The organism is Ruegeria atlantica (assembly GCF_013033965.1).
Classification (GTDB): domain Bacteria; phylum Pseudomonadota; class Alphaproteobacteria; order Rhodobacterales; family Rhodobacteraceae; genus Ruegeria; species Ruegeria atlantica_D.
Map to the genome: position 1 here is coordinate 52,808 of NZ_WQFE01000007.1, position 14,067 is coordinate 66,874.

Below are 14,067 nucleotides of genomic sequence, written 5' to 3' on the forward strand. Positions count from 1 at the left end.
TTTCATGCGGGCCCTCTTAAGGCCCGCATTTTCCTTCTTCGGTGGGTTTTCAGGATGGAAAAACGCGTCACTTTTCGCGGCTGGCTGTTGCCATTGGCGCTGATCGCCCCTCAGGTCATCATCTCCGCCGTCTTCTTCTTTTATCCCGCTGGTCAGGCCGTTTGGCAGTCTCTGTTCATACCTGACCCCTTCGGCCTGTCATCTCAGTTTGTGGGGCTGGGAAACTTTGAATTCCTGCTCAGCGACAAGTATTATCGCGCTTCTTTCGTCACAACGGCCGTGTTTTCGACGCTTGTAACACTCTGTTCGATGATCCCGGCGCTGTTTCTGGCGGTTATCGCAGACCGGCTGATCAAAGGGTCGGGCGTTTATCGGACATTGCTGATTTGGCCTTACGCAGTTGCCCCCGCCGTAGCCGGTGTGCTGTGGCTATTCATGTTCAATACACGCGTCGGCGTGGTGTCATGGTATCTCAGCCAGCTTGGTTATGACTGGAACCATGTCTTGAATGATACCGAAGCTATGGGGTTGGTTGTTGTCGCCTCGGCCTGGGGCCGCATCAGCTATAACTTCCTGTTCTTCTTTGCAGCGCTTCAATCCGTACCCCGCTCGGTCATCGAGGCTGCGGCGATCGACGGGGCCCATTTCTGGCGCCGGTTCTTCACGATTGTATTGCCGCTGCTATCCCCGACAGCCTTCTTCTTGCTGGTAGTCAACGTTGTTTACGCCTTCTTTGAAACCTTTGGCGTTATCCACACAATCACCGGCGGCGGCCCGCAACAGGCGACTACGATTCTTGTCTACAAGGTCTTCTCAGACGGGTTTGTCGGACAAGACCTTGGCTCATCCTCGGCGCAATCGGTCATTCTGCTGATCGTGGTCGGCCTGCTGACCGTGATCCAGTTCAAATACGTGGAAAAGAGGGTGCATTACTGATGGCGGCCCAACAACACGGAATGGTCGAAAAGCGCGGCGCGGGCATCTGGTTGACCCATGCGTTCATGATACTTGGCGTTCTGATCATCTTTTTCCCGATCTGGCTGGCCTTTGTGGCTTCGACCGTGACACAAGCCGATATCGTCTCACCGCCCATGCCAGTTGTGCCGGGCGATCAGTTTTGGGTGAACTACAAGGCGGCGCTGTTCTCGGGTATTAACGTGCCCGTCGCGACGATGTTGTTCAACAGTCTGGTGATGGCCATTGGCATTGCTGTGGGTAAAATAGTCATCTCGCTACTGTCCGCTTTTGCGATCGTCTATTTCAAGTTTCCCGGCCGGACGACATTTTTTTGGCTGATCTTCCTGACCCTGATGTTACCGGTTGAAGTGCGGATCGTTCCCACCTTCGAGGTTGTAGCGGGGTTTGGCATGCTCAACAGCTATTACGGGCTGATCTTCCCACTGATCGCCTCTGCAACTGCAACGTTCCTGTTCCGTCAGTTCTTTCTGACAATCCCGGATGAGTTGGCCGAAGCCGCCCGCGTGGATGGCGCGCGCCCCATGCGATTTTTCATCGACATCGTGGTGCCCATGAGCCGGACCAATATCGCGGCGCTGTTCGTGATCCTGTTCATATATGGCTGGAACCAATACTTGTGGCCGCTGCTGATCACGACAGATCCTGAAATGAACACCATCGTGATGGGCATCAAGCAAATGTTCCCGTCCGGAGACGACTTTGCGCACTGGCCGACAATCATGGCGACTTCAATTCTGGCGATGATCCCTCCGGTCATCGTGGTGGTGTCGATGCAAAAGCTCTTTGTCCGCGGCCTTGTCGATAGCGAGAAATAAGAAATGGCAACAGTAACCCTTGAGAATGTCAAAAAGAGCTTCGGCCCGACGGATGTGATCCACGGAATCGATGTCCATATCGCAGATGGAGAGTTCATCGTGATCGTCGGCCCCTCGGGTTGTGGGAAATCCACGCTTTTGCGGATGGTGGCGGGGCTTGAAACGATAACCTCCGGAGAAATTCGGATCGGCGAAGAACGGGCCAACGAGAAGGAACCGATGGATCGCGACATCGCCATGGTGTTCCAGAACTATGCGCTTTATCCGCATATGTCCGTGCGCCAGAACATGGGTTATGGCCTGAAAATTGCCGGGTTGCCCAAAGATCAAATCGATCAAAAAGTTACCGAGGCGGCCAAGCTACTGCAGCTTGAAGCCTTGCTGGACCGCAAGCCGCGGCAATTGTCAGGCGGTCAACGCCAAAGGGTGGCAATGGGTCGTGCCATCGTACGTGAACCGGCAGTTTTCCTGTTTGATGAGCCGCTCTCGAACCTAGACGCCAAGCTGCGGGTTCAGATGCGTTTGGAAATTCGCGAGCTTCAGGAAAAGCTCGGGATCACCTCGCTGTATGTTACTCACGATCAGGTCGAAGCTATGACGATGGCAGACCGGATGATCGTGATGAATGGTGGCATAGCCGAACAAATTGGAACGCCCTTAGAGGTATACGAAACACCAAGAACCCTTTTCGCGGCCCAGTTCATTGGTAGCCCCGCAATGAATGTATTTGAAGCCCAGCGTGAAAATGGGGCAATCAAAATCGGCGATATAGAAGTTGGCGCGTCCCCGGGGCCAGATACCGCGATAAAGCTGGGGATACGGCCAGAGCACCTGTTGTTGGATGACAAGGGTCCGATGGAAGCCGCGATTCAGATGGCCGAACCATTGGGGGCGAACACGTTATTGCACGGCCAGCTTACCGGTTCTGGCGGTGCGATTACGATAAGCCTTCCGGGTGTCCACCCGATCGAAGGCCGGCACCCGAAAATGCGGTTTTCGGTCGCCGCGGAGAACATGCACCTGTTTGACCACGCGACGGGCGAAAGGCTGGAAAGCTAATGGCATTTCCACAGGTTGAAGCCTTTCGGGGCGGTGAAAACCTGATCCGGGTTGTGGGACATCGCGGGGCAAGAGGCGTTCTACCGGAAAACAGCATGATCGGCTTTGACTTTTCACTGTCGATCGATGTCCCGCTTCTTGAGTTTGATGTCGTTCTGACGGCAGATGACGTGCCGGTCATAACCCACAACCACCGGCTACATGCGCCGACTTTTCGTGATACCACTGGTCGGTTTTTAGCGGGGGAAGAACCCAAGGTCTCGTCCCTGACCGTCGAGCAGATTCAGCAATTCGACATCGGGCGATTGGACGGTCAATCTGCCTATGGTCGTCGCTTCCCGGATCAGGCTCAATTGGATGGTATTCGTGTTCCGACGCTTATGAACTTGCTGGAACTGGTCGAAAGTCCAAAATACGGCAATGCCTGCTTGATGCTCGAACTTAAGTCGGATCCCGACTTGGCCCATGATGCATCCCATAGGCAGAAATTCGTAAAGTGCGTGCTTCAAGAACTTCGTGCGAAAAGCATGTCATCACGCGCGGTCCTGCACAGCTTTGATTGGAATTTGTTGGAGGAATGCCAGCATCAGGCTCCTGATATGCCTTCTTCTTACTTGACGCAGTTGCCAGATAACTCAGACGACGTAGGCGAGGACTCTTCGAAAGCTGTTTGTCCGGACTTTCGTGGCCGTCGCGACGAAATCCCAGTGTTGGTCAAGGAAGCCGGTGGTTCACTTTGGTGCCCGTACTTCGCGGATGTGACAGCTGAAAATGTGGCATTGGCAAAAGAGCTAGGCCTGTGCGTCGCGGTTTGGACCGTCAATGAACACGATGATATCTGCAGGATGATTGAACTGGGCGTGGATGCAATAGTGTCTGACTATCCTGGCCGCGTCCAAAGGCATCTGTCGGATTTGGGTATAAGGTGGAGAACCGCCCACTAGCAAAGCCGAGCCACACAAAAACGCCCCAAACACGTTCCTTGTCGCCGGGAAACCTAAAACAGCTGACCACGACTCAGTTGGTTGCCGGAAAACCATTTCAGAAACTTGGGAACCTTTTCGTCTGCGGCGCATCCAATATCACAGGTGCCAAAAATTACGCACCGGATGTGAAGCCTGGAAAGGACAAGCCCATGACTAAAATCTCTATGACTGCAATAGGACTGTTGTTCGTCTCGACAACGCTTGCCAATGCGCATGACGAAAAAGCCCTTATGAATGCACCCGCCGGTGAGCCTTATGTGAAAGTAAGCGATGTGCTGCCTCTGCCAGAATTCATCCCGGGCCTTGGCACGCTGTTTGTAGACCCTGCCACCCTGCCCGCCGGTCCGTTTCTGGCGTATGATCGCGACGGACGGTTGTCGGCGACGGTCTACATGACTCCGCTCGACGACCTGCAGAATGGAGTTTCATTCGACGGGCTCAATCTTGGATCGCACACCGTCAGTTCGACCGATGTCTATTTCAATGCCGGTCACCCCGGAGTGGAGAAACCCCACGCTCATGTTGTGTTGTTTCATGATGAGGGGGCAAAAGAACGGCTGGCTGAATGAACTGTACACGACGTCATGCACTGTGGCTCGCAGGTGGTACGATCGCCGTCTGCGCAGTCACACGTTCCTCAGGCGCGCAAACGGTTACTGATGTCAAAATGCGCGGCAGCGCCCGTGGAGAGAAGGTTTGGTTTGATCCGCTCGGCCTTTCGGTGACGCCGGGTTCAACCGTTCGTTTCACCAACCGGGACCCGGGAAACAGCCATACGGTGACCGCCTATCACCCTAAATATTTTGACCGAAAACGCCGAATTCCCGCAGGGGCGGAACCCTGGGATAGCGACTTTCTGCTGCCCGATGAGTACTTCGAGGTCACGCTTACCGTTCCCGGCGTGTATGATTACTATTGCCTGCCGCACGAAATGGCGGCGATGGTCGGCCGCATCGTGGTTGGAACTCCGGCCGATGCAGGTTGGGAAGGCCTCTCGGAAGATCAGACCGACGTGTCCGATCAGGTTCTGGCGGCTTTGCCATCGGTAGAAGATATCATCGCGAATGACGCCATCACGCGAAAGGACGGATCATGACGATCGGGACAAATCGCAAGACAGAAACACATTTTGAATCGGTAAAATCCGAAGCAGAGCTTGTAGCCGACGCCCGGAATGGAAACGAAATGGCCATCCGTGAGCTTGTCCGGCGTCTGAATCCGCGTCTGTTCCGCGTTGCGCGCGGTATCGTCGAAACAGATGCCGAGGCCGAAGACGCACTACAAGAGGCTTACTGTTCCGCTTTCAGCAAAATCGACAGTTTCAAGGAGCGTGCAAGCTTTTCGACCTGGATTACCCGGATCGTCATCAACACCTCGCGCATGCAACGAAGGCGTATGCGGCCAGAGGAAGAGTATGACACAGTCGAGGAAACTGACCTGTCGCGGGTCCTGACGTTTCCTGGTCATAATCCGGAGCTTCCCGATGCGGCCATAGGCCGGGCACAGCTTCGCGGATTATTGGAGGCTGCGGTTTCCGAACTGCCACCCTACTTGCGCCTTCCGTTTTTGTTGCGGGAATCCGAGGAGATGAGCGTTTTGGCCATCGCTCGTGAACTTCAGATCAATCCGATCACCGTAAAAACACGTCTATTTCGCGCCCGTCGCCGACTGCGCTCAACACTTGAACGACAGGTGCGGGGCGGGTTCGAAGCTATCTTTCCCTTCGGGGGCAAAAGATGCGCAAACATGGCTAACCGCGTGGTCGGGCACCTACGGGCAGATGGAAGGCTCTGAGTGCCAAGCATCCCAAATGATTGGTCCTCCGATCCTCGAAGATTTGGGCGTTGTTAATGCAATGGTTTGCGTTGAACGGACGAGTGCTATCATTAATCTTCTCCGGCCGAGCAGGAAAGCCAAGATCAATCGTCAAAGCACGCGGACATATCGTACGTCCCACCATGCTTGGCTCGACCGAACTTGAGCTTTGCTCCCACTGCGAACAACCTGCATTCTGGCTATTCCCACAGGCTGTGAAAGTTTACGCGTTGGCATCCCGTTCGTTTCACATCTGGGCTGGTATTAATACTTGGAATGACGTTGCCACCCAATCAGGCTGAAACAGGCAAACAGAATGGCAGCCACACAGACGATCGAGGGCCCGGCGGGCGTGTCGAAGACATAAGCGGCCCGTAACCCCGCCACAGCGGACGTCGCCCCGATTGCGGCCGCGATCAGCGCCATCGACTCCGGCGATCGTGCCAGACTGCGCGCCGCAGCAGCCGGTATGATGAGCATTGCCGCAATCAGCAGAACGCCCACAACCTTGATGGCGACTGCCACAGTGATGGCCAGTGCTAGCGTCAGTATCAATTGTTCACGCTTAGGGTCGAACCCGCTGGCATAGGCCAGTTCTTCGTTCAACGTTGCCGTCAAAAGTTGGGACCACCGCCAGACGATCAAGATTACGACCAATGCTGCGCCGCCCCAGATCACGGCCAGATCCGAACGGGATACGGCCAGAATGTCGCCAAACAGGTAGGCCATCAAATCGATCCGGACACCAGAGAGGAATGAGACCGCGACAAGACCAAATGCCAAGGCGGAATGTGCCATGACACCTAGCAACGTATCCATTGCGTATCCACGACCGGCCAACAGCGTCACGGTCAGCGCCATCAGAAGGGCCACTGCCAGCGCACCTGTGAAAACCGACATCTGAAAAGTCAGCGACAAAGCTACGCCAAGAATAGCTGCGTGCGCCGTGGCGTCGCCAAAGTAAGCCATGCGGCGCCAAACAACGAAACATCCCAACGGCGCTGCGGCAAAGGCCACGCCAACACCGGCCAGCGTGGCCCGGGTCATGAAATCATCAAACATTATTCTGCGGCTTCCTGAGACTCTGCTCCGTGGTCATGATCGTGATCGTGGTGGTGATCATGGTCGTGACGGTAAAGTGCAAGCGCACCACCTGTTCCGGTTCCGAACAGCGCGCGGTATTCGGGGGCCGACGCCACCACCGCCGGCGAGCCTTCGCAACAGACATGGCCGTTCAGACAAATAACCCTGTCCGAGGCACTCATCACCACGTGGAGTTCGTGGCTTATCATGATAATCGCGCAACCTGTTTCCTGACGGACGTCTTCGATCTGCCTATAAAACGCCGCCGAACCGGGCTGATCCAGACCTTGTGTGGCCTCATCCAGCAATAGGATTTCGGGCCGGTTGATCAAGGCTCGCGCCAGCAGCACGCGCTGGAATTGCCCGCCTGAAAGCTGTGACATCTGGCGCTTGAGCAGATCGGGCACACCGGCTGTTTCCAACGCATTCGTGCAATCGTTCTTCGACGCACGATGGGTCAACCGCATGAACCGTTCGACCGTGATCGGCAGGGTCGGGTCGATATGCAGCTTTTGCGGGACGTATCCAATTTTCAGCCCTGGCTTTCTTTTGACCTGCCCCGCAGACGGTCTGGTCGCACCGATTATGGCGCGCAGCAGGCTTGTCTTACCCGAACCGTTGGGGCCGACAATTGTTACAATTTCACCAGGTTCGACCCCCATGTTGACATGTTTCAACACGGTGTTTGCCCCATAGCTTACGCTAAGGTCTTCTACGGTAATCAGGTTCATTTCTACGCCTTTTTGGTGCAGTCGGGGCACACACCTTCGGCTTCTACAACCGTCCGCTCAATCTCGAAACCCACCGCGCGTGCAGCCTCACCAAGCTCTCCTTTTGCAGGTGCGGAATGAGTCTCGGCCACGGCGTCACATTTCCTGCAAATCATGAAGGCCGGAGAATGCGTTGCTCCGGGATGCGTACATGCGACAAACGCGTTCAAACGTTCGATTTTGTGGACAAACCCGTTCTCAACAAGAAAATCGAGGGCGCGATAGGCCACTGGCGGCTGCGACCCGAAGCCCTCTTCGCGCAACCGATCAAGGATTGTATAGGCACCCAAGGCCCGATGTTCCTGCAGCAGCATTTCCAAAACCTTCCGCCGAACCGGCGTCAGCCGCAGACCTTCGTCTTTGCACCGGGTCTCGGCAACGGTCAGGCTGCTTTCGACACAATGCGCGTGGTCATGCTTTTGAAATCCGACAAGGGCGGAGTCATCAGCAGGTGCAGGTCTCGTCTTACTTGTCATGTTATTCCATATCATGTATGCCGCTCGCAACGTTATAAAATCACATAGAGGGTTTGATGTCCAGAAAGCTTCTTCCGGTTTCGATCACGGCTGCATTGATGGGGGGTACAGCAATGGCCGGCGCCCCCAGTGTTGCAGTTGATATTGCTCCAATACATTCGCTGGTGGCCCGCGTGATGGACGGTGTTGGCACACCGAACCTAGTCGTGCAACCCGGCGCGTCGCCGCATGAATACAACCTCCGCCCCTCTGAGGCAGCGGCCCTGCAGGGTGCGGATCTCGTATTCTGGGTGGGCGAGGATCTGACCCCATGGATGGAAGGCGCGGTCGCGACGTTGGCCAGCGGCGCGACAATTACAACTTTGCTGGAATCGGATGGCACCGTCCTTCTGGAGTTCCGCGAAGATGCCCTGTTTGAAGCACATGATCATGGCGATGAAGATCACGCTGAAGATAAGGATCATGATCACGAGGATCATGACGACGACAAAGATCATGACGATCATGGCCACGGCGACGAAGACCACGCTGAGGGAGACGACCACGATCATAAACACGAAGAGCATGCTGACGGTGAAGAGCACGATCACGACGAACATGCCGACCACGACGACCACCATGACCACGCACATGGCGAACACGATCCCCATGCCTGGCTTTCTCCCAAAAACGCCGAAACTTGGCTAAACGTGATTGCCGCGCAGCTTTCAGCTGCGGACCCGGAGAACGCTGGTCAGTATTTCGCAAATGCAGCAGCAGCCGGCGAAGAGATGGCGGTCTTATCCGCTGAGGTGAGTGAAACTCTGGACCCGGTTCGCGGAAGCAATTTCATCGTCTTCCATGATGCCTATCAGTATTTTGAGAATGCATTCGACTTCCCCGCATCGGGTGCAATTTCGCTCAGCGACGCGTCGGATCCCAGCCCGGCACGGATTTCCGAAATCCAGGCCCGCATTCGTGAAGAAGGGATCAATTGCGTTCTGTCGGAACCCCAGTTCAACCCAGGCCTCGTGGCCACTGTCATGGACGGGACCGAGGCGAAGACGGCTTTGATTGACCCGCTTGGCTCTGATCTTGAGCCCGGCGCTGCGCTTTACCCGCAAATGATCCGCAACATTGCAAAATCGCTAGCTGATTGCTTGTGATCTGATCAGTCAGCCCGTTTTGGTTGAAATCCGGAGCGGGCTGGCTATCGTCTGGGACAACAAGGTATCTCGTACACTTGTGATGGCGCGTTTTGTTGCCCCGGGGCACTTACGCCGGAAGGCCGAGGCAGGCGAAATCTATTCGAAAGGAACGCTATCCCACCGTTCACAGTCTGTTTCGGTGACAAAAACCCGTGTTTTCAATTTGATGCTTTCTGAAGGTCTTGTTGCGGTATCTTTCTAAATTCGACACGGCGTGTCATCTCGTGACCTGGAAGAGATCATGGCGAACGGGCGAGACTTACATCACGGTATAGGGATCATGGGTTTATCTTTATCGAGCCGTCGACAAAAAACGGTAAAACGCTTGATTTCATATTTTTTCGACGTCGCAATAAATCGGCCGCCGCAAAGTTCTTCGCCAGGATGCTGGAACTCAACGACCAACCCTTAAAGACTGCCATCGACAAAAAGTAGCGCCAACACAGCTGGCAGCAAAACTATCAACAAGATGTTCAAAAGATTTGGTTGCCCGATTCCGATCGAGATGGTGAGGCGGAAAAATCTCAGTAACATTGTCGAACAGGATTACCGTTTCATCAAGAGACGCACTCGGTCGATGCTGGGGTTCAAGGCCTTCGCCTCAGCATCGGCAACGCTAGCAGGCATCGAGGTTGCGCACATGATCCGGAAACAGCTATTCACCAGCGTTGCGGCCTCGGACATTCGGATGTTTGCTGAGATCGCAGGATAACTGCGCCCAGTAGGACGCTGACTCTGGCTTTCACAATTTTTGCGACATAACCGGGGGGCGCTGCGTCGTGTGAATGCCTTTCCCCGTAGATACCTCAAACATGGTTCCGGCCGATTATCGTCGGTGACTGGGCTCTTGATGTGAACACTCTGCGGGACAGTCGGGTACTTTCAGAATGGTGTATCGCTACTCTGCTGAGTGGCCTTCACTAACCTGACAAAGACTAATTGACTGAATGCCAAAAATTGACACAACTAAAGCAAACAATCTTCTAAGCAACAACAGCAGTATCGGCACTGAAAACCGTGATCAAACAAAGAGATATCGAGCGTGACGTCGGGCAAACCTTGCAAAGGCTGCGGCAGGAACGCAATCTGATCCTCTCTGAGCTGGCGACAACATCGCAGGTCTCGACCTCGATGATTAGCCGTATTGAGAATGGTAGCGTCTCTCCGTCTCTTGGCACGCTACAGGCATTGGCCGACGCGATGGATGTTCCTCTGCTGGCCTTGTTTGCGGACACCGAAGTTTCGGCCGACGTACATCATGTCAAAGCAGGCGAAGGTCTCATGTCCCGGCGTATTACGCAGGGCCACGTGCATAACTACCTGTTGCTTGGTAAACATGGCGGGCCGGGAGGTCTGTTTCAATCTGCCCGTATCACCATTTCAAAGGACCAATCTGGGACATTGCCCAGTTACCAGCACGAAGGTTGTGTTTTTCTTTATATGATAATGGGCGACGCTATATACAGGTGTGGCACCGAGGATTTTGTTATGGCAACTGGCGACACCCTAAGCTTCGATGCCAAGCTGCGTCACGGGTTTTGCAAGATCATGTCGGATGAGATCGAATTCATCACTGTATCAACTCGCCCGCAGTAAATCAGACCGTGATTTGGCGCCCTCAGACCGTATAACCTATCGGACCCGTTTCATATTCTTGTATTATGTGAAACTATGAATAATCCGACCGCATATCCCAATCAGGCACTGAGCCCCCATGAAAATTACCTTCAAACAGGTTGATGCATTTCGAACCGTCGTCTCCACCGGAACTGTAACCGAAGCGGCGGCGATGCTGGGAATCTCACAACCCGCGGTCAGCCGCCTGATCTCGGATTTCGAGGCCGAAGTCGGTTTTCAGCTGTTTCAGCGCTCGGGCCGGGTCCTGGTACCCACGGATGAAGCACGTCTGCTCGTGGAAGAAGTTCGGCAGGCCGTCAGCGGCATGGAGCACATAAAGGAATCCGCCACAGCTATTGGCAAGTTCGGTCACGCGCGACTTAACCTCGTCATCACCCCGGGGGTGTCCTCTCAGCTAGCTCCGGATCTGCTTCAGGAGTTTTCTGTCACGTGGCCACAGGCCATGGCCCGAATGGAAATCGCGCCCAGCGATGATGCCGTCGAATGGATGGTTTCGCAGAATTACGATTTCGGGATCACAACAACCCAACCCGCCAACCCGTCCTTTGACAGTCTGGTTATTCGGAACAGCGACGTCTGTTGCGTCGTTCCAACCGGCCATCCTCTGGCAGAGAAAACCATAGTTCAGGCGCAGGACCTGGCGGGTAAGAACTTTATCTCATATATGCCGTCCTCACGCTTCCGGTTCGAGATTGACCAGTTTTTTGAGGCCAAAGGCATCTCACGTCAGATGCAGTATGAGACCCGCACCACCGACGCGGTGTGCCGTCTGGTCGCGCGCGGCCTAGGAGTTTCGGTTGTCGGAGCAAGCCTGGATTATCTCAAAACCATTCCCGATTGTGTCGCGCTGCCTTTTGCCGCGCCTCTGACGTTTCGAGCAGTCCTGTTCTGGTCCAAGAACAAGCCCCTGTCTGCTGTGGGACAGTCCTTTTTGAAGATCGTGCAATCGCAGATCAGCGACGATTAAGCGCCTCGCGAAAACTGGCTCGCGCCTGCGCGCTGTGGATATAGGCGTAGTCCCGAGGGTACGGGGCACCTGCCGTCAGTTCCATCGAGACGAATTGCGGGCCGGTGGATGACAGAACCTGAGGCACCGCAGCTGAAAACTGATCCAGCTCGGTAAAGCGCTGCACACTGGCATACCCGGCAGCCCAGGCCATGGCTGCGAAATCAACCCTATCCGCACCAGGCAGAGGATGCGACCCATTCACCTCATAGACCCGGTTAGCCGACAGAAAATGATAGAGGTTCGTCACCCCGGCATTGGCAATCGTCACCAATGTCCCAAGATTCATCAGCAGGCTGCCATCGCCATCCAGAACGATCACCCGCCGGTCGGGATTGGCCAGCGCCAGACCCAGACCATGGGACGACGCCTGCCCCATCGCCCCGACGGCCACATAATTCAGGTCGCGCGGGTTCAGGGCAAGCCAGTCGAAACAGCTTTGATACACAGCGACAACAATATCGTCCTCGCGGACATGAGGGATCAGGGCCTTAAGCGCTGCGTCGCGGTGCATGGTCATGATGCTTCCGGTGCTCGGCCGACCAGGAAAATATGGGGTCTCGAAGTTGCATAAGCCACTTCAATCGCCTGCGGGATATGAGCCTCGTCCCCTGGCCATTCGATCAGGGAATGTGACAGTTCCATCGCATCCAACACCGGCCGTATTATCCGCACTCCGTAAGAGGCGGACTGGTCCGGGTGAAGATGCGGCTCCTTACCCTGCAGGCCAACCATCATGACCACCGGCAGTTCATAATCGACACCAATGGCCCGGATCGCATTCAATGAATCCATCAGCCCTGTTTGCTGCATCATCAGGATTGCGCGCGTGCCGTTATAGGACATCGCTCCGCAGATGCTGACGCCCTCATCCTCTTTGCAGATACGGGTCAGGCGAAATTCGGGGTCTCGCGAGATCGGCCAGAGCAGCCCGTCACTGGTTACGATGTCCGGTAATGCAACGATTTCGCCGACACCCGCCGCCTTGATAGCAGCGATGATAGCCGCACCTGACGGATGCTTGACCTGCGGCGTACATTCGGTTGGTAGAGGGGACGCAACCATCAGGCACCTCCGTCCAGAAAAGCGGCCAGCCCATCCCGCGCCGCTTGCAGTTCATGCCTGTGACCGATGGTGATGCGAATGTACTCGCGATAGGCGGGTGAGGCGAACCGACGCACAGCAATCCCCTGTCCGCGTAGGAAAAGATCGGCCGCTTCGGCAGATTTCTCGGGGTCCGGAAAATGAACCAGCACGAAATTGGCCTGACTTGGGACAACATGCAGACCCATTTCCGTTAAAGCGGCGCTAAGCCAGGCCCGGTTGTTCAGATTGGTCTCTCGCACGAAACGAGTATGTGCCTTGTCTTCCAACGCCGCAACAGCTGCTGCAACCGAAGAGGACGCTACCGGGAAGGTCAGGCCAATCCGACGCACATTGTCCACCACATCGTTGGCCCCGTACATCCAACCAACGCGCGCGCCAGCTAGCCCGAATATCTTGGAAAACGTCCGGCACATGACCACGTTATTGGCAGCCTCTACAAGCTTATACGCGGGCTCATAATCTGCCGCATCGACGTATTCCTCATAGGCAGCGTCGATGATCAACAGGACGTTTTCCGGTAACGCGGCATGCAGGCGGCGCAGCTCTGAGCCATTCAGGTAGGTGCCTGCCGGGTTCTCAGGGTTGGCGAGATAGACGATCCGGGTTCGTTCGGTCAAAGCGTCGATCATCCGGTCGACCGAAGGTTTGAATGCGTCATCCGCGACCGACACCACCTCGGCATCGTTGGCAAAAGCATAGTTGGGCACTTTGAGATAGCCATTGGCGCTGCGGATCAGCTCGGTGTCCTGCCCTAGATAGGCGCGGGCCAGACGGGCCAGCAGATCGTCCGATCCCTGCCCTGTGGTGATCCGGGCCGCATCCAACCCGTACTGGGCGGCAATCGCCGGGGCCAGGATATCGTCAGGGTTTTCCAAATACCGTTCGACGTTGCTGATAGCCGCACAAGCGGCAGCGCGGGCAGACGGGCTGGGGCCAAACACGCTTTCATTCGAGTTCAGAAGAATCGCAGGCGGTGGAACGTCAGCAGATGCTCCACCCACCATATGAGGTTTGATCCTGCCTATTCCTGATTTTGCGAGGGTAATGCCCATCCAATTCCTCCGGCACCACCAGATGGCGGCAATGGCGATTTTCATCATATATCACATAGCATCGTATTTTTAGCAATTCACTTTCAAAAAAATTA

General features: G+C 55.2%; 16 protein-coding genes and 1 pseudogene. 11 read left to right on the plus strand and 6 right to left on the minus strand.

All coding sequences use genetic code 11. The features are described from left to right. The first annotated feature begins 54 nt into the window (after nucleotides 1–54). The 7 genes from ugpA (at nucleotide 55) to GOW16_RS13670 (ending at nucleotide 5,632) form a co-directional block, all read left to right on the plus strand. Nucleotides 55–936 (plus strand): sn-glycerol-3-phosphate ABC transporter permease UgpA, encoded by an 882-nt coding sequence (ugpA, locus tag GOW16_RS13640; RefSeq protein WP_170415890.1) that lies wholly within the window; start codon nucleotides 55–57, stop codon nucleotides 934–936. Between the two features lie 20 nt (nucleotides 937–956). Then, nucleotides 957–1,793 (plus strand): sn-glycerol-3-phosphate ABC transporter permease UgpE, encoded by an 837-nt coding sequence (gene ugpE, locus GOW16_RS13645; RefSeq protein ID WP_170416212.1) that lies wholly within the window; start codon nucleotides 957–959, stop codon nucleotides 1,791–1,793. 3 nt (nucleotides 1,794–1,796) lie between these two features. After that, the gene (ugpC, locus tag GOW16_RS13650) at nucleotides 1,797–2,852 is read left to right on the plus strand and encodes a sn-glycerol-3-phosphate ABC transporter ATP-binding protein UgpC (protein ID WP_170415892.1); all 1,056 of its coding nucleotides are present in this window, start codon (nucleotides 1,797–1,799) and stop codon (nucleotides 2,850–2,852) included. After that, the gene (locus GOW16_RS13655; RefSeq protein ID WP_170415894.1) at nucleotides 2,852–3,796 is read left to right on the plus strand and encodes a glycerophosphodiester phosphodiesterase family protein; all 945 of its coding nucleotides are present in this window, start codon (nucleotides 2,852–2,854) and stop codon (nucleotides 3,794–3,796) included. Before ugpC ends, GOW16_RS13655 begins: the two co-directional genes overlap by 1 nt. Before the next feature lie 191 nt (nucleotides 3,797–3,987). Then, the gene (locus GOW16_RS13660) at nucleotides 3,988–4,407 is read left to right on the plus strand and encodes a hypothetical protein (RefSeq protein ID WP_217354619.1); all 420 of its coding nucleotides are present in this window, start codon (nucleotides 3,988–3,990) and stop codon (nucleotides 4,405–4,407) included. After that, complete coding sequence (locus GOW16_RS13665) at nucleotides 4,404–4,934, plus strand: plastocyanin/azurin family copper-binding protein (RefSeq protein WP_170415896.1); 531 nt, start codon at nucleotides 4,404–4,406, stop codon at nucleotides 4,932–4,934. The genes GOW16_RS13660 and GOW16_RS13665 overlap by 4 nt, the downstream gene beginning before the upstream one ends. Next, a complete protein-coding gene (locus tag GOW16_RS13670) occupies nucleotides 4,931–5,632 on the plus strand; it encodes an RNA polymerase sigma factor (protein WP_170415898.1) in 702 nt (233 codons plus the stop codon). The genes GOW16_RS13665 and GOW16_RS13670 overlap by 4 nt, the downstream gene beginning before the upstream one ends. 285 nt (nucleotides 5,633–5,917) lie before the next feature. Here the strand turns inward: GOW16_RS13670 and GOW16_RS13675 are convergent, their stop codons facing one another. The 3 genes from GOW16_RS13675 to GOW16_RS13685 are packed head-to-tail and all read right to left on the minus strand — an operon-like array spanning nucleotide 5,918 to nucleotide 7,982. Further along, on the minus strand, nucleotides 5,918–6,715 hold the full coding sequence (locus GOW16_RS13675) for an iron chelate uptake ABC transporter family permease subunit (protein WP_170415900.1): 798 nt from the start codon (nucleotides 6,713–6,715) through the stop codon (nucleotides 5,918–5,920). Next, a complete protein-coding gene (locus GOW16_RS13680) occupies nucleotides 6,715–7,467 on the minus strand; it encodes a metal ABC transporter ATP-binding protein (protein WP_170415901.1) in 753 nt (250 codons plus the stop codon). The genes GOW16_RS13675 and GOW16_RS13680 overlap by 1 nt, the downstream gene beginning before the upstream one ends. 2 nt (nucleotides 7,468–7,469) lie before the next feature. Beyond that, complete coding sequence (locus GOW16_RS13685) at nucleotides 7,470–7,982, minus strand: Fur family transcriptional regulator (protein ID WP_170415903.1); 513 nt, start codon at nucleotides 7,980–7,982, stop codon at nucleotides 7,470–7,472. Nucleotides 7,983–8,038: 56 nt separating this feature from the next. On the opposite strand from GOW16_RS13685, the gene GOW16_RS13690 reads away from it, so the two are divergent. From GOW16_RS13690 to GOW16_RS13705, 4 genes and pseudogenes are all read left to right on the plus strand, one after another. Next, nucleotides 8,039–9,127, plus strand: a complete 1,089-nt coding sequence (locus GOW16_RS13690; RefSeq protein ID WP_170415905.1) for a zinc ABC transporter substrate-binding protein — start codon at nucleotides 8,039–8,041, stop codon at nucleotides 9,125–9,127. Nucleotides 9,128–9,405: 278 nt separating this feature from the next. Next, nucleotides 9,406–9,881 (plus strand): annotated as a pseudogene (locus tag GOW16_RS13695) (IS6 family transposase); the annotation flags it as partial. A 305-nt stretch (nucleotides 9,882–10,186) separates the two neighbouring features. Beyond that, nucleotides 10,187–10,765, plus strand: a complete 579-nt coding sequence (locus tag GOW16_RS13700; protein ID WP_170415907.1) for a helix-turn-helix domain-containing protein — start codon at nucleotides 10,187–10,189, stop codon at nucleotides 10,763–10,765. Nucleotides 10,766–10,883: 118 nt separating this feature from the next. Next, nucleotides 10,884–11,774: a LysR substrate-binding domain-containing protein gene (locus tag GOW16_RS13705; protein ID WP_170415909.1), complete on the plus strand. Its 891-nt coding sequence runs from the start codon at nucleotides 10,884–10,886 to the stop codon at nucleotides 11,772–11,774. On the opposite strand, the gene GOW16_RS13710 is transcribed toward GOW16_RS13705, so the two are convergent. From GOW16_RS13710 to GOW16_RS13720, 3 genes are read right to left on the minus strand one after another with little or no spacing between them, the layout of a single operon-like run. After that, on the minus strand, nucleotides 11,761–12,333 hold the full coding sequence (locus tag GOW16_RS13710; RefSeq protein ID WP_170415911.1) for a thiamine pyrophosphate-dependent enzyme: 573 nt from the start codon (nucleotides 12,331–12,333) through the stop codon (nucleotides 11,761–11,763). The genes GOW16_RS13705 and GOW16_RS13710 overlap by 14 nt on opposite strands. Then, nucleotides 12,330–12,878, minus strand: a complete 549-nt coding sequence (locus GOW16_RS13715; protein WP_170415913.1) for a decarboxylase — start codon at nucleotides 12,876–12,878, stop codon at nucleotides 12,330–12,332. Before GOW16_RS13715 ends, GOW16_RS13710 begins: the two co-directional genes overlap by 4 nt. Next, entirely contained in the window at nucleotides 12,878–13,972 is a 1,095-nt protein-coding gene (locus GOW16_RS13720) for a pyridoxal phosphate-dependent aminotransferase (protein WP_170415915.1), read from the minus strand. The genes GOW16_RS13715 and GOW16_RS13720 overlap by 1 nt, the downstream gene beginning before the upstream one ends. Between the last annotated feature and the right edge of the window lie 95 nt (nucleotides 13,973–14,067).

Bases quoted from the DNA above. Each gene is read 5' to 3' on its own strand.
- ugpA (WP_170415890.1), top strand. From the start codon at position 55: ATGGAAAAACGCGTCACTTTTCGCGGCTGGCTGTTGCCATTGGCGCTG.
- ugpE (WP_170416212.1), top strand. From the start codon at position 957: ATGGTCGAAAAGCGCGGCGCGGGCATCTGGTTGACCCATGCGTTCATG.
- ugpC (WP_170415892.1), top strand. From the start codon at position 1,797: ATGGCAACAGTAACCCTTGAGAATGTCAAAAAGAGCTTCGGCCCGACG.
- GOW16_RS13655 (WP_170415894.1), top strand. From the start codon at position 2,852: ATGGCATTTCCACAGGTTGAAGCCTTTCGGGGCGGTGAAAACCTGATC.
- GOW16_RS13660 (WP_217354619.1), top strand. From the start codon at position 3,988: ATGACTAAAATCTCTATGACTGCAATAGGACTGTTGTTCGTCTCGACA.
- GOW16_RS13665 (WP_170415896.1), top strand. From the start codon at position 4,404: ATGAACTGTACACGACGTCATGCACTGTGGCTCGCAGGTGGTACGATC.
- GOW16_RS13670 (WP_170415898.1), top strand. From the start codon at position 4,931: ATGACGATCGGGACAAATCGCAAGACAGAAACACATTTTGAATCGGTA.
- GOW16_RS13675 (WP_170415900.1), bottom strand. From the start codon at position 6,715: ATGTTTGATGATTTCATGACCCGGGCCACGCTGGCCGGTGTTGGCGTG.
- GOW16_RS13680 (WP_170415901.1), bottom strand. From the start codon at position 7,467: ATGAACCTGATTACCGTAGAAGACCTTAGCGTAAGCTATGGGGCAAAC.
- GOW16_RS13685 (WP_170415903.1), bottom strand. From the start codon at position 7,982: ATGACAAGTAAGACGAGACCTGCACCTGCTGATGACTCCGCCCTTGTC.
- GOW16_RS13690 (WP_170415905.1), top strand. From the start codon at position 8,039: ATGTCCAGAAAGCTTCTTCCGGTTTCGATCACGGCTGCATTGATGGGG.
- GOW16_RS13705 (WP_170415909.1), top strand. From the start codon at position 10,884: ATGAAAATTACCTTCAAACAGGTTGATGCATTTCGAACCGTCGTCTCC.
- GOW16_RS13710 (WP_170415911.1), bottom strand. From the start codon at position 12,333: ATGACCATGCACCGCGACGCAGCGCTTAAGGCCCTGATCCCTCATGTC.
- GOW16_RS13715 (WP_170415913.1), bottom strand. From the start codon at position 12,878: ATGGTTGCGTCCCCTCTACCAACCGAATGTACGCCGCAGGTCAAGCAT.
- GOW16_RS13720 (WP_170415915.1), bottom strand. From the start codon at position 13,972: ATGGGCATTACCCTCGCAAAATCAGGAATAGGCAGGATCAAACCTCAT.